Origin of the sequence: Mesorhizobium sp. NZP2077, from assembly GCF_013170805.1 — a bacterium.
Lineage (GTDB): Bacteria > Pseudomonadota > Alphaproteobacteria > Rhizobiales > Rhizobiaceae > Mesorhizobium.
Genome location: NZ_CP051293.1, coordinates 5772663 through 5790758 on the forward strand (window position 1 = coordinate 5772663; position 18096 = coordinate 5790758).

At 63.5% G+C, this 18096-nt stretch carries 18 protein-coding genes; 10 read left to right on the forward strand and 8 right to left on the reverse strand.

Annotated features, from left to right (window positions below):
* Nucleotides 1-2: 2 nt before the first annotated feature.
* Together HGP13_RS28870 and HGP13_RS28875 are read left to right on the forward strand one after the other, a co-directional pair.
* The gene (locus HGP13_RS28870) at nt 3-1163 is read left to right on the forward strand and encodes a CaiB/BaiF CoA-transferase family protein (protein ID WP_172232071.1); all 1161 of its coding nucleotides are present in this window, start codon (nt 3-5) and stop codon (nt 1161-1163) included.
* 14 nt (nt 1164-1177) lie between these two features.
* Entirely contained in the window at nt 1178-2323 is a 1146-nt protein-coding gene (locus HGP13_RS28875) for a carbohydrate ABC transporter substrate-binding protein (RefSeq protein WP_172234882.1), read from the forward strand.
* A gap of 64 nt (nt 2324-2387) precedes the next feature.
* Here HGP13_RS28875 and HGP13_RS28880 read toward each other — a convergent pair whose 3' ends face one another.
* Nucleotides 2388-3227: an amidohydrolase gene (locus HGP13_RS28880; RefSeq protein WP_172232074.1), complete on the reverse strand. Its 840-nt coding sequence runs from the start codon at nt 3225-3227 to the stop codon at nt 2388-2390.
* Between the two features lie 65 nt (nt 3228-3292).
* Entirely contained in the window at nt 3293-4078 is a 786-nt protein-coding gene (locus HGP13_RS28885) for an IclR family transcriptional regulator (RefSeq protein WP_172232077.1), read from the reverse strand.
* Between the two features lie 169 nt (nt 4079-4247).
* Between HGP13_RS28885 and HGP13_RS28890 the strand changes: the two genes are divergently transcribed.
* The 8 genes from HGP13_RS28890 (at nt 4248) to HGP13_RS28925 (ending at nt 11531) form a co-directional block, all read left to right on the forward strand.
* Nucleotides 4248-5567, forward strand: a complete 1320-nt coding sequence (locus tag HGP13_RS28890; RefSeq protein ID WP_172232080.1) for a sugar ABC transporter substrate-binding protein — start codon at nt 4248-4250, stop codon at nt 5565-5567.
* 126 nt (nt 5568-5693) lie between these two features.
* On the forward strand, nt 5694-6590 hold the full coding sequence (locus HGP13_RS28895) for a sugar ABC transporter permease (protein WP_172232083.1): 897 nt from the start codon (nt 5694-5696) through the stop codon (nt 6588-6590).
* Nucleotides 6590-7456: a carbohydrate ABC transporter permease gene (locus HGP13_RS28900; RefSeq protein ID WP_172232086.1), complete on the forward strand. Its 867-nt coding sequence runs from the start codon at nt 6590-6592 to the stop codon at nt 7454-7456. The genes HGP13_RS28895 and HGP13_RS28900 overlap by 1 nt, the downstream gene beginning before the upstream one ends.
* Nucleotides 7457-7460: 4 nt before the next feature.
* Nucleotides 7461-8558, forward strand: a complete 1098-nt coding sequence (ugpC, locus tag HGP13_RS28905; protein WP_172232089.1) for a sn-glycerol-3-phosphate ABC transporter ATP-binding protein UgpC — start codon at nt 7461-7463, stop codon at nt 8556-8558.
* Between the two features lie 5 nt (nt 8559-8563).
* Nucleotides 8564-9676 carry a mandelate racemase/muconate lactonizing enzyme family protein gene (locus HGP13_RS28910; RefSeq protein WP_172232092.1) on the forward strand — a complete coding sequence of 371 codons (1113 nt, stop codon included), beginning with the start codon at nt 8564-8566 and terminating at the stop codon, nt 9674-9676.
* A gap of 10 nt (nt 9677-9686) precedes the next feature.
* Nucleotides 9687-10016: an L-rhamnose mutarotase gene (locus tag HGP13_RS28915; RefSeq protein ID WP_172232095.1), complete on the forward strand. Its 330-nt coding sequence runs from the start codon at nt 9687-9689 to the stop codon at nt 10014-10016.
* Nucleotides 10012-11085 carry a Gfo/Idh/MocA family oxidoreductase gene (locus HGP13_RS28920; RefSeq protein WP_172234883.1) on the forward strand — a complete coding sequence of 358 codons (1074 nt, stop codon included), beginning with the start codon at nt 10012-10014 and terminating at the stop codon, nt 11083-11085. The genes HGP13_RS28915 and HGP13_RS28920 overlap by 5 nt, the downstream gene beginning before the upstream one ends.
* A complete protein-coding gene (locus HGP13_RS28925; RefSeq protein ID WP_172234884.1) occupies nt 11082-11531 on the forward strand; it encodes a MaoC/PaaZ C-terminal domain-containing protein in 450 nt (149 codons plus the stop codon). Before HGP13_RS28920 ends, HGP13_RS28925 begins: the two co-directional genes overlap by 4 nt.
* Before the next feature lie 21 nt (nt 11532-11552).
* Here HGP13_RS28925 and HGP13_RS28930 read toward each other — a convergent pair whose 3' ends face one another.
* The 6 genes from HGP13_RS28930 to HGP13_RS28955 form a co-directional block, all read right to left on the reverse strand.
* Nucleotides 11553-12350: an ABC transporter permease subunit gene (locus HGP13_RS28930; RefSeq protein ID WP_172232098.1), complete on the reverse strand. Its 798-nt coding sequence runs from the start codon at nt 12348-12350 to the stop codon at nt 11553-11555.
* A 2-nt stretch (nt 12351-12352) separates the two neighbouring features.
* Entirely contained in the window at nt 12353-13210 is an 858-nt protein-coding gene (locus HGP13_RS28935; RefSeq protein ID WP_172232101.1) for a 2-aminoethylphosphonate ABC transporter permease subunit, read from the reverse strand.
* The gene (locus HGP13_RS28940) at nt 13203-14348 is read right to left on the reverse strand and encodes an ATP-binding cassette domain-containing protein (RefSeq protein WP_172232104.1); all 1146 of its coding nucleotides are present in this window, start codon (nt 14346-14348) and stop codon (nt 13203-13205) included. Before HGP13_RS28940 ends, HGP13_RS28935 begins: the two co-directional genes overlap by 8 nt.
* Nucleotides 14349-14380: 32 nt before the next feature.
* Nucleotides 14381-15412, reverse strand: coding sequence for a 2-aminoethylphosphonate ABC transporter substrate-binding protein (locus HGP13_RS28945; RefSeq protein ID WP_172232108.1), 1032 nt, complete (start codon nt 15410-15412; stop codon nt 14381-14383).
* Nucleotides 15413-15664: 252 nt separating this feature from the next.
* Complete coding sequence (locus HGP13_RS28950) at nt 15665-16684, reverse strand: NAD(P)-dependent oxidoreductase (protein ID WP_246707146.1); 1020 nt, start codon at nt 16682-16684, stop codon at nt 15665-15667.
* Entirely contained in the window at nt 16681-18039 is a 1359-nt protein-coding gene (locus HGP13_RS28955) for an aspartate aminotransferase family protein (RefSeq protein WP_172232111.1), read from the reverse strand. The genes HGP13_RS28950 and HGP13_RS28955 overlap by 4 nt, the downstream gene beginning before the upstream one ends.
* Between the last annotated feature and the right edge of the window lie 57 nt (nt 18040-18096).

Here is an 18096-nt window from a genome sequence, read left to right on the forward strand (position 1 = left end):
AGATGCCGGCGCCAGCCGAATTGCCGCTTGCCGGTCTTGTCGTCGTCGACATGAGCCAGTTCCTGTCAGGGCCTTATTGCTCGCTCAGGCTGCTCGATCTCGGCGCCCGGGTCATCAAGATTGAACGCCCCGACGGCGGCGACCTGTCGCGCCGGCTCTATCTCAGCGATACCGAGATCGGCGGCGATTCCACGATTTTCCACGCCATCAACCGGGCCAAGGAGAGTTTTGCAATCGACCTCAAGAACGAGGCCGATCTCGAGGCGCTGCGCGGCCTGGTGGTCAAGGCCGACGTGCTGGTCCAGAATTTCCGGCCGGGTGTCATCGAGCGACTGGGCCTCGACTATGAGGCCGTCCGCAAGATCAACCCGCGGCTCGTCTACGCCTCGATCAGCGGCTATGGCGAAGACGGCCCGTGGGTCAAGCGGCCCGGCCAGGACCTGCTCGCACAGTCACGCTCCGGCGTGATGTGGCTGAACGGCGATGAGGACCAGGGACCGGTGCCGTTCGGCCTCGCCATTGGCGACATGCTGGCGGGTGCGGCCTGCGCGCAAGGCATTCTGGCCGCCTTGGTGCGGCGAGGCATCACCGGGCTGGGCAGCCATATCGAAACCAGCCTGCTCGAAGCGCTGGTCGACTTCCAGTTCGAGGTGCTGACCACGCATCTCAATGATGGCCGCCGCTTGCCCAAGCGCTCCAATTTCCGCAGCGCGCACGCCTACCTATCGGCGCCTTATGGCGTCTATCCGGCCAAGGACGGCTACCTCGCCATCGCCATGACGCCGATCCCCAAACTCGCCGATCTGCTGTCGCTCGAGGAGTTGGCCCCTTATCGCGACAAACCCGCATCCTGGTTCACCGCGCGCGACGATATCAAGGCGATCATCGCGCAGAGGATTGCGACGAAAACCATCGACGAGTGGCTGGCCATTCTGGAGCCCGCCGACATCTGGTGCGCCAAGGTGCTGACCTGGCCGGAGATGCTGGCCAGCGAGGGCTTTCAGTCTCTCGACATGCTGCAGACGGTGACCCGCGACGACGATGTCTCGATCCTCACCACCAGTTCGCCGCTGAGGGTCGATGGGATCAGGGCCAAGGTCGATCGCGCCGCACCGCGCATCGGCGAGCACAGTGCCGCGATCCGCGCGGAGTTCGGCCTGTGACCACGCTCAAGGGCATGACCTGGAGCCATCCGCGCGGCTACGATCCGATGGTCGCCTGCTCGGCCCTCTGGCAGCAAAAAACCGGCGTCGCCATCGCATGGGACAGGCGCTCGCTGCAGGATTTTGAATCCTTCCCGGTCGAGGAACTGGCGCGTGCCTATGACCTCATCGTCATCGACCATCCTCATGTCGGGCAGATCACGGCGGAGAGCTGCCTCTCGCCGCTGGATGTTGCCGGCCGCGAGGCGGCGCGCGCTGCAATCGCTTCGGGCAGCGTGGGCCAGTCCTATCCGAGCTACAACTGGCAGGGACGGCAATGGGCCTTCCCAATCGATGCGGCCAGCCAGGTCCAGGCGTGGCGGCCGGATGTGCTCGATGCGCCGCCGGCGCGCTGGAGCGATGTGCTCGATCTCGCCCGGCAAGCCCGCGTGCTGTTGCCGTTGCGGCCGCCGCACGTGCTGATGACGTTCTACACGCTTGCCGGCAATCTCGGTCATCCCTGCGCGACCGAACCGTCCCGCGATCTCATCGACATCGAGACCGGCAGCCAAGTCTTCGAAGCGATGCGCGAGATCACAGCACTGGTCGAGCCCGCCTGCTTCGAGATGGATCCGATCGCCATTTCGGAACGCATGGCGGAGGCCGGTTCCCGCATCGTCTGTGCGCCGCTGATCTATGGCTATGTCTCCTATGCGATATCAGGGTTTCGCGCACACCGATTGTCCTTCACCGACATCCCGGCCGTCGGCTCCAACGGTCCAATCGGCTCGGCGCTCGGTGGCACGGGCATAGCGGTGTCGGCCTTTTCCAAAGCGAAAGATGCAGCGACGGACTTCGCCTATTGGGTCGCCAGCGGTGACGTCCAGCTTGGTCCCTATGCCGCCGCTGGCGGCCAGCCTGGCCATGCGGCGGCCTGGGAAGATCAGACGGTCAACGCCGCGACCGGCAATTTCTATCGGGATACGCGCGCGACGCTTGAGGGCGCATGGGTACGGCCGCGCCATGACGGCTACATGGCGTTCCAGCAGGCGGCATCCGACCGCATCCTTTCCGGCATGATCTCCGGGCACAAAGCCGCACAGGTGGTTGCCGATCTCATTCGCCTGTTCGGGGAGAGTTCTCCGGTGCAGGTGTCCGGCGTTGCCGGTGGAGGGGCCTGAACGAAACCGACCGGAGGAGAACTTCCGCAGGCCACGCCGCGGCGAGGCGCCGATGCAAATCCAACTATTTCAGCCGCCACAGCTTGCGGGCATTGCCCGACAGCAAGCCCTCGCGCTCCGAAGCACTGCAGCCTGAAAGCAGCGCATGGGTCGCTGCCACCCAGGTCGAAAGGCCGCCGCCAAGCGTGCAGACCGGCCAGTCGCTGCCCCAGACGACACGATCCCAGCCGAACGCGGCGATGGTGTGCTCGACATAAGGCCGCAACGTCGCGACCGCCCAACTGCCGGGATCGGCATAGGCGACCACACCGGAAATCTTGGCCATGACATTCGGACGCTTCGCGATGTCGCTCATATACTCGCGCCAGGGATGCTCGGCTCTGCCCTTGATGTCGGGCACGCCGCAATGGTCGAGGACGAACTGGACGTCGGGCGCCAGGTCGGCCAGCGCGATCGCCTTGGGGATCTGGTGCGGCAGCACGACGAGATCGAAGGTCAGGCCGGTGCCGCCAAGCCGCTTGATGTTGTCGCGGAACATCGCGCGTTCCGAGAGATCGTCGGGCACAACGTGGAGGACGCGACGGAAGCCCTTGACGAAGGGATTGACCCGCTGGCGTTCGAGATAGGTGGCAAAGTCAGCCTCTTCCGGCCGGCACGATGCGATCACTCCGGTGAGCATGCTGTCTGCCTGCCGCGACAGAACTTCGACCCGTGCGGTCTCGGCTTCGATATCGGCCGGATCGACATCGACCTCCATGTGCAGCACGCGCTCGACGCCGGCACGCTGCGCTTCAGTGGCGTATTCCTCATAAGAGAAATCGCGGTTGAGCGCCGGCACGCCGGCAAGCCAGGGATAGCGCAGGGCCGAACGATCGATGAGATGCAGGTGGGTGTCGATGATCATGGCGCGGCTCCTCCTCTTGGCTGTTCAAATCATCTCACGGAGGAATTCTTCATTCAAATAAGAATTTACGCCGATGATCCGACAGTCGAGCCTGCCAGGTGCGACAGCTTCTCGCACGTTGCCAGCAACAGCTCGATGGTCCGGGTGATGTCCGGTGCGGCAGGCGTGTTGATGACGGTGATGTAGGGGATCGACAGCGCGGCGATCGCCCTGCCATCGGAACTGCGCACCGGTGCCGAGAGATTGAAGACGCCGGCTGTCTGCATCGAGGCCATCATCTCGTAGCCGCGGTCGCGGATCTGGTCGAGCCGAGTGAAGAACTCCGACGACTGCGGTGTCTTGTCGGTGCTGCGGACGTATTCGGAAATCATCATCTGCCGCTCTTCCTGCGAGCGGAAGGCGAGCAGCACATGGCCAGATCCGGTGTCGAAGAGGCTGATGTGGGAGCCGACCCGGATCGAGATGCCCCAGTAGTCCGGGGCCTCCTGCTGGGCGATGACGACGGCGGAACCGCGATCAAAAACAACGAGTTGGTTGGCCTGCTGCGATGTCTCGGCCAGTTCGCGCATCAGCGGCGTGGCGTAGGAAACCAGCCGCCGCACCGGGGCATGCAATTGCGCCAGGCCGAACAGTTTTAACGTCAGCGAGTAGCGGTCGCCATCCAGCCGCGTGACATAGCCGCGCCGCACCAGCCGATCGAGCATGCGGTAGAACTCATTGGGGCTGCGGTCGAGTTTCTTGGCGATTTCGGCCTGCGTCAGGCCACCGTCGACGCCAGCCAGCAACTCAAGGATGTCGAGCCCCTTGTCGAGCGCCGGCGCGCGGTAGCGCTCGTCTTCGCTGTCATCCATGGGCCATCTCTCCAGTGAATTCTGCCCTTCATATACGCACGAACGCTGCCGGCGGAAACAAATTTCGCCTTGACGTATCCATGAATGTTTTGTTTGTATATGAATGTAGCACTTCTTGTCATCAGACGAGTTGCGGTCGCCTGCCAAGGCGCACCAAGGGAGGATACCAATGAACAGACTGCTTTCCGGCGTGTCCGCCGGCGCATTGTTGCTTGCGTCAGGTGCAGGTACGGCCCTTGCCGGCGACTTGCCCGGCAAGTTCGAAGGCGTGACCGTCGACGTGAAACTGATCGGCGGCCAGCAATATGAAAAGCTCTACGAGCGCATTCCCGAATGGGAGAAGGCGACCGGCGCCAAGGTCAACATCCTGACCAAGAAGAACGGCTTCGACATCGACAAGGAGCTCAAGTCCGACATCGCCTCGGGCAGCACCAATTGGTGCGTCGGCTGGAACCATTCGTCCTTCGCGCCGCAGTACACCGGCCTCTACACCGACCTCAGCAAATTGCTGCCCAAGTCGGAGATCGACGCCTTCGTGCCATCGACGATCAAGTCGGCGACCATCAACGGCAAGCTGGAGATGCTGCCGCGCGCGCAGTTCGACGTCTCGGCGCTCTACTACCAGAAGAGCCTCTACGACAACGCCGACAACAAGACCAAGTTCAAGGCCAAATACGGCTATGATCTGATGCCGCCGGACACCTGGAAGGAGGTCACCGACCAGGCCGAGTTCTTCGCCAATCCGCCCAATTTCTACGGCACGCAATTTGCCGGCAAGGAAGAGGCGATCAACGGCCGTTTCTACGAGATGGTCGTCGCCGAGGGTGGCGAATATCTCGACAAGGACGGCAAGCCGGTCTTCAACTCCGAGGCCGGCATCCGGGCGCTCGACTGGTTCGTCAATCTCTACAAGGCCAAGGCCGTACCGGCCGGAACCACCAATTACCTCTGGGACGATCTCGGCCAGGGCTTTGCCTCGGGCACCGTCGCCATCAACCTCGACTGGCCGGGCTGGGCCGGCTTCTTCAACGATCCGAAGTCGTCGAAGGTCGCCGGCAATGTCGGCGTGAAAGTCGCGCCGAAGGGATCTTCGGGCAAGCGCACCGGCTGGTCGGGCTTCCACGGCTTCTCAGTGACCGAAAACTGCCCGCACAAGGAGGCAGCGGCTTCGCTGGTGTGGTGGCTGACCAATGAGGACAGCCAGAAGCTCGAGGCCGCCGCCGGCCCGCTGCCGACCCGCACCGCGGTCTGGGACTGGGATCTGAAGCAGGCCGAAAACGATCCTTACAAGAAGGAGGTTCTCTCCGCCTTCCAGGAAGAAGCCAAGCACGCCTTCGCCGTGCCGCAGACACCTGAATGGATCGAAATCTCGAACGCCGTCTATCCCGAACTGCAGGCGGCAATCCTTGGCGACAAGACCTCGAAGCAGGCACTGGACGAAGCCGCCGCCAAGGCGACGCAGATCCTCCAGGACGCCGGCAAGCTGTAGAAACGACTTCCAAGGCAGCCTCCCCCATCGTGATGGGGGAGGCGATCGCGTCTTGGCATATGCTCGGCGATACATGGCCCTTTCGTCGCGTCAGCGCCAGTCTAATGCAACATTTCAGGAATTCTGATGAAGGGCTTCAAGCCATCCGCGCCGTTCCTGCTGCTGCTTCCGGCCTTCATCGTGCTGGCGGCGGTCGTCGTCGTGCCGCTGCTGCTCTCGCTCTATTCCAGCGTCACACCCTTCCGCCTGACCAAGCCCGAGACATTCTATGTCTTCATCGGTTTCCGGAACTATCTGTCGATCCTGGCCAACACCGATTTCTGGTGGGCGTTCGGCCGCACGGTGCTGCTGCTGACGATCGCGCTCAATCTCGAAATGCTGCTTGGCCTCGGCCTCGCCATGCTGGTCGAGAAGGCGACGCGCGGCCAGCGCATCCTGCGCACGCTGATGATGTTTCCGATGATGTTCTCGCCGATCCTCGTCGGCTTCCAGTTCAAGTTCATGTTCAACGACAATATCGGCCTGGTGAACAATGCCCTGCAGTCGCTCGGCATTACGCAGGACGCCATACCGTGGCTGATTGAGGGTCATCTCGCCTTCATCGCCATTTCTATCGCCGAAATCTGGTCGTCGACGGCGATCTTCGCCATCCTGATCCTAGCCGGCCTGCTGGCCATGCCGAAGGAGCCGATCGAGGCGGCACGTGTCGATGGCTGCACGCCGTGGCAGACGTTCCGCTATGTGACGTGGCCGTTCGTCATGCCTTTCGCCTACATCGCCATGACCATCCGCTCGCTCGACGTCGCGCGCGCCTATGACATCGTCAAGATCATGACCGATGGCGGACCTGCGGGCCGCACCGAACTGTTGTGGACGCTGGTGGCGCGCACCGCCTACAGCGATGGGCGCATGGGCATGGCCAACGCCATGGCCTATTTCTCGATCCTGCTGTCGATCGCCTTCACCGTCTATTTCTTCAACAAGCTCGCCGCGGCGCGCACGCAGATCGGTGCGGAGTGGTGATGGACGAGAATTCTTCCGCCCGCCTGAAGCGCCGGCTGCTTGGCATCGTCTATCGCATCGGCTTGTTCCTGGCGATGCTGACGATCTGCCTGCCTGGCCTGTGGATCGTCATCTCGTCGCTGCGGCCGACCGTCGAGATCATGGCCAAGCCGCCGGTCTGGATTCCGCAAGAAGTCTCGTTCGATGCCTATGTCTCGATGTTCTCAGGCATCGGCAAGGGCGGCATCCCTGTCATCGAATATTTCCGCAACTCGCTGATCATCTCGGTAACCTCGACTGTCATTGCGGTGGCGATCGGCATGGCCGGCGGCTATGCCTTCGCGCGCTACCGCTTCCGCGGCAAATCCAGCGTCTTCCTCGGCCTGATGCTGACGCGCACGGTGCCCGGCATCGCGCTGTCGCTGCCGCTGTTCTTCCTCTATGTGCGGCTCGGCATTATCGACACGCATTTCGGGCTGATCCTCGCCTATGTCGCGCTCAACTTGCCGTTCACGATCTGGCTGATCGACGGCTTTTTCCGCCAGGTGCCCAAAGACCTCGCAGAAGCCGCGCAGATCGATGGCTGTACGCGCTGGCAGGCCTTCTGGCAGGTCGAGTTTCCGCTCGCCGGGCCGGGCATTGCGTCGGCCGCGATCTTTGCTTTCCTGACCTGCTGGAATGAATTCGCGCTGGCCTCGCAGCTGACCCGCTCGGTCAGCGCCAAGACGCTGCCGGTCGGCCTGCTCGACTATACGGCCGAGTTCACCATCGACTGGCGCGGCATGTGCGCGCTCGCCGTGGTGATGATCATTCCGGCGCTCACCCTCACCTACATCGTCCAGAAACATCTTGTCGGCGGCCTGACCTCCGGCGCGGTGAAAGGCTGATCCCATGGCAACGGTTTCCCTCAAAAAGCTGACCAAGCGCTACGGCAATGTCGGGATCGTGCATGGCATCGATCTCGATATCACCGACCGCGAATTCATCGCGCTGGTCGGCCCCTCCGGCTGCGGCAAGTCGACGACGTTGCGCATGATCGCAGGGCTCGAGGAGATCAGCGCCGGCTCGATTGAGATCGGCGGGCGCGTCGTCAACGATCTGCCGCCGCGCTCGCGCAACATCTCGATGGTGTTCCAGTCCTACGCGCTCTATCCGCACATGACGGTGCGCGAGAATCTCGGCTTCTCGCTGAAGATCGCCGGTGCTGCCAAGGAAGACATGGAGCGCCGCGTCGCCGAAGCCTCGGCCATTCTCGGTCTCGATACGCTGCTCGACCGCCGCCCATCGCAACTCTCCGGCGGCCAGCGCCAGCGCGTCGCCATGGGCCGCGCCATCGTGCGTGATCCCGACGTGTTCCTGTTCGACGAGCCGCTATCCAATCTCGATGCCAAATTGCGCACGCAGATGCGCACCGAGATCAAGAAGCTGCATGCCAAGGTGCAGTCGACGGTGATCTATGTCACCCACGACCAGGTCGAGGCGATGACGCTCGCCGACCGCATCGTCATCATGCGCGACGGCCATATCGAACAGGTTGGCACGCCCGACGAGGTGTTCCGGCGGCCGGCGACACGCTTCGTTGCCGGCTTCATCGGCTCGCCGCCGATGAATTTGCATGAGGCAACGATCGATGACGGCCAGATGGTCTTTTCCAGCGGCGAGAAGCTGCCCCTGCCCGGGCAGTTCAAGGCCAATGTCGCCACCGGCGACAAGGTTGTGTTCGGGCTACGTCCCGACGACATCTATCCGGCTGGTCATGGCATCAGCTCCGGCGGTGCTGCCGACGTCCACCAGATCGAGCTGCCGGTCACGGTCACCGAGCCGCTCGGCAACGAGACGCTGGTGTTCGTCGAATTCAACGGTACCGACTGGGTCTCCCGCATGCTGAACCCGAGGTCGCTTAGGCCGGGCGAGCGGGTGGCCATGAGCCTCGACCTGTCGCAGGCGCATCTGTTCGCCACCGAGACCGGAAAGACATTGCGGAGCTGACGGACATGGCCAGAATCGAGAAAGTCGAACTGCGGATGGTGGACCTTGTGCCCAAGGTCAAGCGTACCGACGCCATCCAGAGTTTCGTCAGCCAGGAAACTCCGATCGTCACCATCACCGATTCCGACGGCGCGGTCGGCACCGGCTACAGCTACACGATCGGCACCGGCGGTTCGTCAGTGATGCGGCTCTTGTCCGACCATCTGGTGCCGCGCCTGATCGGCCGCGACCCCGACATGATCGAGGCGATCTGGCACGATCTCGAATTCGCCACGCACGCCACCACGATCGGCGCGATCACCGCCATCGCCATCGCTGCGATCGACACGGCACTTTGGGATCTCAGGGCGAAGAAGCAGGGGCTGCCGCTGTGGAAACTGGCCGGCGGCGCCAAGGACCGCTGCCCGCTCTACACGACCGAGGGCGGCTGGCTGCACATCGAGACGGCAGCACTTGTCGATGATGCGCTGGCGGCCAAGGCCAAGGGATTTCGCGGCTCGAAGGTGAAGATCGGCAGGCCGCACGGATCGGAGGACCTCGCCCGCCTGTCGGCGGTGCGCAAGGCGGTCGGGGACGGCTACGAGATCATGACCGACGCCAATCAGGGGTTTTCGGTCGACGAGGCGATCCGGCGCGCGGCGCGGCTGCGCGAGCTTGACCTTGCCTGGATCGAGGAACCGTTGCCGGCCGACGATATCGACGGGCATATCAGGTTGTCGAACTCGACACCGACGCCGATCGCCATTGGCGAGTCGCTCTACTCCATCCGGCATTTCCGCGAATACATGCAGAAAGGCGCCTGCTCGATTGTGCAGGTCGATGTCGGCCGCATCGGCGGCATCACCCCCTGGCTCAAGATCGCGCATGCGGCGGAAGCCTTCGACATTCCGGTCTGCCCACATTTCCTGATGGAACTGCATGTCAGCCTGACCTGCGCTGTTCAGAACGGCCGCTATGTCGAGTACATTCCGCAACTCGATGAGTTGACCGGCAAGCATATGCGCATCGAGGATGGCCACGCGCTGGCGCCCGACGAGCCGGGCATCGGCATCGATTGGGACTGGGACGCGGTCAAGGCCATGAGCATCGCCGAATTCACCACGGCGATCACCAAATAGGGGAACGGGCATGCAGCGGATCGGGATGGTGCTGGGGCTGAAGCCGGAAAAGGTCGAGGAGTATGTCCGCCTCCACGCCGCCGTCTGGCCTGACGTGCTGACCATGATCTCGGTCTGCAACATCAAGAATTATTCGATCTACCTGAAGCGGCCGGAGAACCTGTTGTTTTCCACCTTCGAATACCACGGCACCGACTATGTGGCTGACATGGCCAGGATGGCCGCCGACCCCAGGACCCAGGAATGGTGGGCCGTCTGCATGCCTTGCCAGGAGCCGCTGGCGACACGCAAGCAGGGCGAGTGGTGGGCGAGCATGGATGAGGTCTTCCATCATGATTGAGGGCGGCTTCGACCCAGCCTCGCTCGTCCAATCCTGGCCCAAACCGTCGAAGCCCAGGCCGATCGTCACTTTCGGTGCCGGATCGATCGTCGGCGACGCGCATTTTCCGGCTTACAGAAAGGCCGGCTTTCCGATTGCCGGCCTCTATGATCCGGACCAGGCCAAGGCGCAGGCCCTGGCCGAGAAATGGGGCGTGACGGCATTCCGCTCGGTCGACGAAGCCACTGATGTCAAGGATGCGATCTTCGATCTGGCGACGCCGCCGGGACGACACGCCGAGATCCTGAAGGCTCTACCCGACGGTGCGGTCGCATTGATCCAGAAGCCGATGGGCAACTATCTCGGCGAGGCGACCGAAATCCTCGAAATCTGCCGCGCCAAGAACCTCAAGGCGACTGTGAATTTCCAGCTGCGCTTCGCGCCGATGATGCTGGCGCTCAAGGGCGCCATCGCCAAAGGCTGGCTGGGCGAGGTCGTCGACTTCGACGCCTGGCTGGCACTGGCGACGCCATGGGAATTGTGGGAGTTCCTGCTCAAGGCGCCGCGCGTCGAGATCGCCATGCACTCGATCCATTATCTCGACCTGATCCGGCAATTGCTAGGCGACCCCAAGGGCGTCCACGCCAAGACGCTCGGCCATCCCAACCACAAGGTGGCGCAAACGCGCACCAGCGCCATTCTCGACTATGGCGACAAGGTGCGCTGCGCGCTGTCGATCAACCACGATCACAAATTCGGCCGCCGGCACCAGGCCTGCGAATTCCGCATCTGCGGCACCGAGGGTGCGGCCTATCTCAAGCTCGGTCTCAACCTCGACTATCCCCGGGGCGAACCGGATATTCTGGAGATCTATCCGAAAGGTGGGACGGACTGGGTCGCCGTGCCCTTGGCCGGAGAATGGTTCCCCGACGCCTTCGTCGGCCGCATGGCCAATGTCCAGCGCTTTGCCACGGGCGAGGACGACGAACTGGTCAGCTCGGTCGAAGACGCCTGGAACACCATGGCGCTGGTGGAAGCGGCCTATCGTTCAAGTGCGGCACCGGCGACGCCGATCGCGGAAAGACCCTGATGGAACAGATCACCTATTTCGAAGACTACGAGATCGGCTCGTCGCGGCTGACCAGCGGCCGCACCATCACCGAGACCGACTTCATCGTTCATGCCGGCCACACCGGCGATTTCTTCCCGCATCATATTGACGCCGAGTACATGAAGACGACACCGTTCGGCCAGCGCATCGCGCATGGCACGCTGGTGTTCTCGGTCGGCATCGGGCTGACGGCAAGCATCGTCAATCCCGTCGCCTTCTCCTATGGCTACGACCGGCTGCGCTTCATCAAGCCGGTGTTCATCGGCGACACGATCCGCACGCGCACCACCATCACGGGCAAAGAAGACGATCCCAAGCGGCCGGGCTCCGGACGGGTGATCGAGCGTTGCGAAGTGATCAACCAGCGCGGTGAGGTGGTGCTGGCGGCCGACCACATCTACATCGTCGAGCGCAAGCCGGCGTAAGGGTGAAGCTCTTCGGAATCCCTACGCGCCGGTGGCACGCTTGGTGATCCGCTCCAGCCCGAGTAGCAGGACCAGCGTCGCCGCCACCAGGATCATGGTCAGTGCGGCACCGGCAAAGATGTCGCCACGGTCGGTGAGACTGAAGATCGACACTGGCAGCGTTACCCAGCCCGGCGGATAGACCATGACGGTGGCGCCAAGTTCGCCCATCGACAGCGCGAAGCTCAAACCGAAGGCGGCGACCAGATAGGGCGCCAGCAGCGGCAGCGTGACGTGCCAGAGCCGGTAGGCTGGCCGCGCGCCGAGGCTCGAGGCCACCTGTTCGAAGTCGGGAGACAGCCGCGCCAGCCCGGCCGAGACATTGCCGAAGGTGAAGGCCGAGATCAGCACGAAATGCGCGATCATGACGATCGCGATCGTGCCGTTGAGGAGCAGTGGCGGGTGGCTGAACGCGACCAGCAGGCCAAGGCCGACGGAGACTGAAGGCACGGCACTTGGGATAAAGAACAGCAGGCCCAGCAGCCGCTTCAAGGAAGGCCCTTGCAGGCGGAGCGACAGTGCCGCCCAGGTGCCGCTGACCAGCGCCAGCGCACTGGCCAGGAAGCCGGTGGTCAGGCTGGCCTTGACCGAGTTCCACGCCGCCCCCCCGATGACATCGGTGTAGTGCTCAGTCGTCAGGCCGTTGGGCAGCACGCCGTTCCACTGGTCGGCCAGACTGGACAGGAGAATGACCGCCAGCGGCGCCAGGAACAGCACGCCGAAGATCAGAGCGAAGAGCACCCACAACACGATGCGACCAGGGCGGGACCAGACCAGCATGGCTAGACTCCCAACCGGCCGGCGGCGAAGCGGTAGAGGCCGAACAGGCCGAGCGACAGCGCGATGTTGACCACGGCGATGATGCAGGCGACCTGGTAGGCCGATTCCTGGATCGCCTTGCCATAGATCAGCAGCGGCAGGGTGATGACGCCCTTGGCGCCGATGAACAGCACAATGCCGAATTCGTTGACGGTCAAGAGCAGGCAGAGGCTGCCGCCGGCGATGAGCGCGGGAATCGCGGCCGGCAGGATGACCTGGCGCACGATGCGGAACGGCCTGGCGCCAAGCACGCTCGCCGCTTCGATCTGGCCACGGTCGACCAGCGAGAAAGCAGCGAGCAGCGGGCGCAGGATGAAGGGCGTGTAGACGGTGACCTCGGCCAACACCACGCCCCAGGTCGAATAGAGGAAATCGACCGGCGGGAGCGGCAGCGAGAAGGTTTCCATCAATCCGGCATTGAGCATGCCGGCGGAGCCGTAGAGGAAAGTGAAGGCAAGCGTCACCAGGAAGGTCGGCAGCGCGATGAAGGTGTCGATCAGCCGGGCGATGAAACCGCTGCCGGGGAACGGCACGAAGGCAAGGATCAGCGCCAGCACGAGGCCGACGATCAGGCATCCGGCCGTGGCGGAAACCGAAATCGTCACCGTGTTGATCAGCGCGTTGAGGAAGAAGCGCGAATGCAGGACGCTGATGATCTCGGCGGGATTGGCGACACCGCTGTCGTCGAGGAAGGCCTGCCGGGCAATCAGTGCCAGAGGATAGAAGAACAGCAGCGCCAGCAGGGCCGCCGGCGGCACGATCCAGAATTTGCCGGGCTCCCGCCTGATAGCCGGCGCGCGGAGTGCAATCGCCTCAGACACCGGCGTCTTCCGGCAGCAGCGAGGTGTCGGCGGGCGCGAAGAATAGCGGCACCTTGGCGCCGGGTTCGGGCAAGGCGACCGGCAGTTTGGTTGCCGAGATGCGCACCGGCGTGCCATCGACATCGAGCACGAGATGGGTCAGTTCGCCCTGCCAGTGCACTTCCCTCAGCGTGCCGACGATGCGGTTCGTGTGCTCGCTGTCGGCCGTCAGGCTCAGATGCTGCGGCCTGATGCAGAGCAGGCTCTTGTCGCCGGCCTTCTCGTCGCGGCCGGCGCCTGTCAGCACCACATCGCCATGCCTTGCCGTGGCAAAGCCCTTCGAGCCAACGGGTTCGGCAACGGTCACCGGCAGAAGGTTGGCGCGGCCGAGGAATTCGGCGGTAAACCGGTTTGGCGGGCGGCGGTAGAGTTCGGTCGTCGGCCCGTGCGAACAGACCCTGCCGTCGCGCATGATGGCGATCTTGTCAGCAAGCGTCAGCGCTTCGGTCTGGTCGTGGGTGACGTAGAGGATGGTGAGGCCCGGCAGGCTGCGGTGCAGGCGAGCGATCTCCTCGACCATGTTGCGGCGGATCTGCGCGTCGAGCGCCGACAGCGGCTCGTCGAGCAGCAGCACGCGCGGCCGCACGGCAAGCGCGCGGGCAATCGCGACACGCTGCTGCTGGCCACCCGAAAGCTCACGCGGATAACGCCGTGCGAAAGTCGCCATGCCGACAGTGGCGAGCGCATCTTTCACCCGTTCGCCGATCAGCGCCTTGTCAGCGCCTTGCGCCCTCAGGCCGAAGGCGACGTTGTCTTCGACCCGCATATGCGGAAACAGCGCGTAGTTCTGCACCACCATGCCGAGACCGCGCTCATAAGGCGGCAGATCGGTCACGTCGGTGGCGCCGATGCGGATGCGGCCGCTTGCCGGCCGCACGAAGCCGGCGACAGCCCGCAAGGCGGTGGTCTTGCCGGAACCGGACGGACCGATCATCGCCAGGATTTCGCCCGGCGCGATATCGAGGGTCAGCGGGTGCAGGACGACATGCGCGCCATAGGCGACGCTGACCTTGTCGAAGTGGACATTGGAACCGGCGCCGCGAATTTTCGCGGCGTCGATGTCCATGACACTGGTACCAGTGAAGGCGGCAGCCGACATGGCGGAGCTCTCCGGATGGTTTCCTTTGGAGGTCAACTTCCGGTCGCTTCGTTCCACTTCTTGACGTAGTCGGGTAGCTTGCTCAGCGCCTCGTCCCAGTTCGGCGACCAGATCGTCAGGCCCTTCATCGCCTCCTGCAGCTTGGCGAAGTTGGCGTCGGTCGGCGTCACGTCCTTGCGGGCGGGCATGCCGATGGCAACGGAGCTTATGGTCGACTGGGCTTCCTTGGCGAGCAGGAAGTCGATCAGCTTCTTGCCGTTGTCGGCATTCGGCGCACCAGTGACCAGGCCGATTTCATAGGGCAGCGCGAAGGTGGAACGCACGCCGTCGGGACCGGCAGGCCAGAACACCTTGATGTTGGGATTGTCAGCCATCTGTGACATGTTCATCTGCAGGTCGCCATTGGCGACATGCAGTTCGCCCTTGTTGACCAGCGCGGTCAGCTTGCCGGTCGAAGCGGACGGGCCGACATTGTTGTCCTGCAGCTTCTTCATGAACTCGAAGCCGGCATCCTCGCCGCCGAAGGCATGGATGACCTGCAGCATGACGGCGGTGCCGTCGCCTGCCTGGCCGGGGGTCGAATACTGGATCTTGCCCTTGAATTTGGGATCGAGCAGATCGTTGTAGGCCTTCGGGGCTTCCGACAGCACGGCGCTGTTGTAGATGAAGTTCATGTAGTTGTTGACGACAGGCCGGTACTTGTCGGTACCGCCGTCTATCTGGTCGGCGCCTGCCGGCTTGTAGTCCTGCAGCAGACCGTCAGCAGCTGCGCGCTGGACGAAGGGCGGCAAGGTCACCAGCACGTCGGCCTGTGGGTTGGATTTCTCCTTGGCGACGCGTTCGACGACCCCGCCCGAGCCTGCCTCGATATACCGCACGGTGATGCCGGTCGCCTTGGTGAAGGCAGCGAACTCGGTCTCGTACCAGCTACCACTGCCGTCATGCAGGCCGTCGGCGGAATAGATGGTGACGACGCCGTCGGCGAAAGCCGGGGCGACGAGAGCCGACGACGCCAAGAGCGACGCGGCGAAGGCCATTGCGATGGTTGCGTTTCGCGATTTCATGGATCAGTTCCCCTGTGATTGATGGCACATTCTGCGATGCACTAGGACCGATCGGCTTCGTGTCTCTGGCGGACGTAGAGCCGATTGGATGTCGTCGTTGTGACAACTTTGGGGATCAGCAATCGATAAGTAAAATCTATTTATTTTATGACAGACAAGCTTCTACTGATACTTGTCATGGAACTGTCGCATCCCTGTCGCGGGCGCGATCGTGGTTACATGGAAGGCGCCTATCAATTTGAAAAATAAGGATTATCGGCCGAACAAAACGCCTGATGTCTGCGCCCGCAAACGTGGGTCATGCGAGCGGATGGTCACCGGTCGGCCGTCGATGATCTCGAAACAACGCGCGAGCGTGTCGTCCTCGAGCCGGCGCATCGCTTCGTGGGTGAAGAAAGTGAGATGCGGAAACAGGATCACGTTGTCGCGATCGAAGAGCGCACGCATCGGATGGGCCGACCTGGAGAGCGGCTCCACCGAATAGACATCGAGCCCGACGCCGCCAATGCGCCCGGCGACAACAGCCTCGACAAGGGCCGCCTCATCGATGAGCGCACCGCGCGAGACGTTGACGATAATGGCGGAAGGCTTCAGGCAGGCGAGTTCCGCCTTGCCGATCAGGCCGCGCGTCCTGTCGTTCAACACGCAATGGATGGAGACAAAATCGCACACGCGCAGCATGGCTTGCAAATCGTCGACCTTCTCGATGCCGGCGGTGTGCATGGTTGCGGCATCGACACCGGGATCGAAGCCGAGAACCCGGGCATGAAATCCCTGGCCTGCCATGCGCGCCATGCTGCGGCCGATCTTGCCGCAGCCGACGAGGCCAAGCGTTGCGCCGGAAATGTCGCGGCCGAGCCAGCGCTGTTCGGGCCAGATCCAGCCATCGCGCGACACCGCCGCCATTATAGCCGGCAGCCGCTTGGCCAGCGCGATCATAAGGGCGAAGGTGCCTTCGGCGACGGTTTCCTCGGCATAGTCGGGCACATTGACGACAGGAATGCCGCGCCGCATCGCCGCAGGAATGTCGATAGCGTCGACGCCGACGCCATATTTGACGATGCCCTTCAATTTCAGCGCCGCGTCGATCACCCGGGCGGTGATGGGCGTGTAGCACATCAGCAGAAGATCGGCGTCGGCGACGGCCTCGATGAGGTCGGCCTCGGCAATGCCGTCAGGCAACGTCACCAGCTCGACGCCGCGCGCCCGCAAGCCGGCATCGATGCCGGGGCATTCGAGTTCGCGATCGGTGCGGATGGCCTTCACGATCATGCCGCCAGCACCGCGCGCTCAACAATGTCGAGCGCGCGGTCGAGGTCGGCTTTCGAGATGACCAGCGGCGGCGACAGCGTCAGCACATTGCCCTGGCTGATCTTGAAGCTCAGGCCCTGCTCCAGGCAGGCATAGAAGACGCGTTCGGCAAGCTCCCGCGCGGGCTGGCGGGTGGCGCGATCCTCGACCAACTCAACGCCGACCATGAGCCCCCTGCCCCTGACATCGCCGACATGGGGCGAGCGCGCCATCAGGTCCTGCATGCGTCCCAGCATATGCTGTCCAAGCTCGGCCGCGCGCTCGACCAATCCTTCCTCCAGGATGATGTCGATCGTCGTCAGCGCGGCGCGCGTCGTCACCGGGTTCTTCTCGTGAGTGTAGTGGCCGATGGCGAAGCCGCCGGTGACGTCGAGGTCGCGGCGGGCGATGACGGCGGCGATCGGCAGGATGCCGCCGCCCAGCGACTTGCCGAGAACGACGATGTCGGGTGTCACGCCATCATGCTCATGGGCGAAGAACTTGCCGGTCTTGCCGAGGCCGGTCGGGATCTCGTCGAAAATCAGCAGCGTGCCGTGCCGATCGCAGGCCTCGCGCACCCGCTTCCAGAAGCCGGGCGGCGGCGGGTTGGGCGTCGCACGCATCGGCTCGGCGACGACCGCCGCCACGTCCTGTTCGCGGCCGAGCACATAGGCGATCATGTTGGCACAAGCGAGCCCCGAGGCTTCCAGCGAATCATGGCCATAGGGGCAGCGATAACCGTCCCAAGGCGCGACATGCTCGGTGCCGGTCATCATCGGCCCTGATATGTGCGAGCGGAAGGTGGCTTCACCGCCGACGCTGGCAGCGCCGAAGCCGGCGCCGTGAAACGCATCCCAGAACGATACCGTCTTGAAGCGGCCGGTCGCGGCACGCGCGATCTTCAGTGCCACCTCGATGGCATCCGAGCCGCCTGTCGTGAACAGCACCTTGCCGAGATCGCCGGGCGCGAGTGCCGCCAGCTTCTCCGCCAGTTCGACGGCGGGATCGCAGGTGAAGCGGCGTGGCGCGAAGCAGAGATCGTCGAGTTGCTTCTTGATCGCGGCCACCAATCTCGGATGGCCGTAGCCGAGGTGATGCACGCTGTTGCCGTGAAAATCGATGAAGCGGCGGCCGGCGGTGTCCTCGATCCAGATGCCTTGCGCCTTGGCGATCGTCGAAAGACAAGGGCTGGACAGGCTCTGGTGCATGAAGGCCGCCGCGTCGCGGTCGAGCAGGCCGCGAATGCGGGGATCGTCCTGGTCGGCGTCCCAGCGGCCGCGTGCCGCGGTCGTGTTGGAATCGCCCTCGGTGTGCACAAGTTCTTTGATCGCGGCCATCACCCTCTCCGAAAACGCGAATGAGGGAGCGTGGAACGCCCCCTCGTGTACTGCCAG

Excerpts from the sequence above, each read along its gene's own strand:
- HGP13_RS28870 (WP_172232071.1), top strand. The coding sequence starts at position 3 with ATGCCGGCGCCAGCCGAATTGCCGCTTGCCGGTCTTGTCGTCGTCGAC.
- HGP13_RS28875 (WP_172234882.1), top strand. The coding sequence starts at position 1,178 with ATGACCTGGAGCCATCCGCGCGGCTACGATCCGATGGTCGCCTGCTCG.
- HGP13_RS28880 (WP_172232074.1), bottom strand. The coding sequence starts at position 3,227 with ATGATCATCGACACCCACCTGCATCTCATCGATCGTTCGGCCCTGCGC.
- HGP13_RS28885 (WP_172232077.1), bottom strand. The coding sequence starts at position 4,078 with ATGGATGACAGCGAAGACGAGCGCTACCGCGCGCCGGCGCTCGACAAG.
- HGP13_RS28890 (WP_172232080.1), top strand. The coding sequence starts at position 4,248 with ATGAACAGACTGCTTTCCGGCGTGTCCGCCGGCGCATTGTTGCTTGCG.
- HGP13_RS28895 (WP_172232083.1), top strand. The coding sequence starts at position 5,694 with ATGAAGGGCTTCAAGCCATCCGCGCCGTTCCTGCTGCTGCTTCCGGCC.
- HGP13_RS28900 (WP_172232086.1), top strand. The coding sequence starts at position 6,590 with ATGGACGAGAATTCTTCCGCCCGCCTGAAGCGCCGGCTGCTTGGCATC.
- ugpC (WP_172232089.1), top strand. The coding sequence starts at position 7,461 with ATGGCAACGGTTTCCCTCAAAAAGCTGACCAAGCGCTACGGCAATGTC.
- HGP13_RS28910 (WP_172232092.1), top strand. The coding sequence starts at position 8,564 with ATGGCCAGAATCGAGAAAGTCGAACTGCGGATGGTGGACCTTGTGCCC.
- HGP13_RS28915 (WP_172232095.1), top strand. The coding sequence starts at position 9,687 with ATGCAGCGGATCGGGATGGTGCTGGGGCTGAAGCCGGAAAAGGTCGAG.
- HGP13_RS28930 (WP_172232098.1), bottom strand. The coding sequence starts at position 12,350 with ATGCTGGTCTGGTCCCGCCCTGGTCGCATCGTGTTGTGGGTGCTCTTC.
- HGP13_RS28940 (WP_172232104.1), bottom strand. The coding sequence starts at position 14,348 with ATGTCGGCTGCCGCCTTCACTGGTACCAGTGTCATGGACATCGACGCC.
- HGP13_RS28945 (WP_172232108.1), bottom strand. The coding sequence starts at position 15,412 with ATGAAATCGCGAAACGCAACCATCGCAATGGCCTTCGCCGCGTCGCTC.
- HGP13_RS28950 (WP_246707146.1), bottom strand. The coding sequence starts at position 16,684 with ATGATCGTGAAGGCCATCCGCACCGATCGCGAACTCGAATGCCCCGGC.
- HGP13_RS28955 (WP_172232111.1), bottom strand. The coding sequence starts at position 18,039 with ATGGCCGCGATCAAAGAACTTGTGCACACCGAGGGCGATTCCAACACG.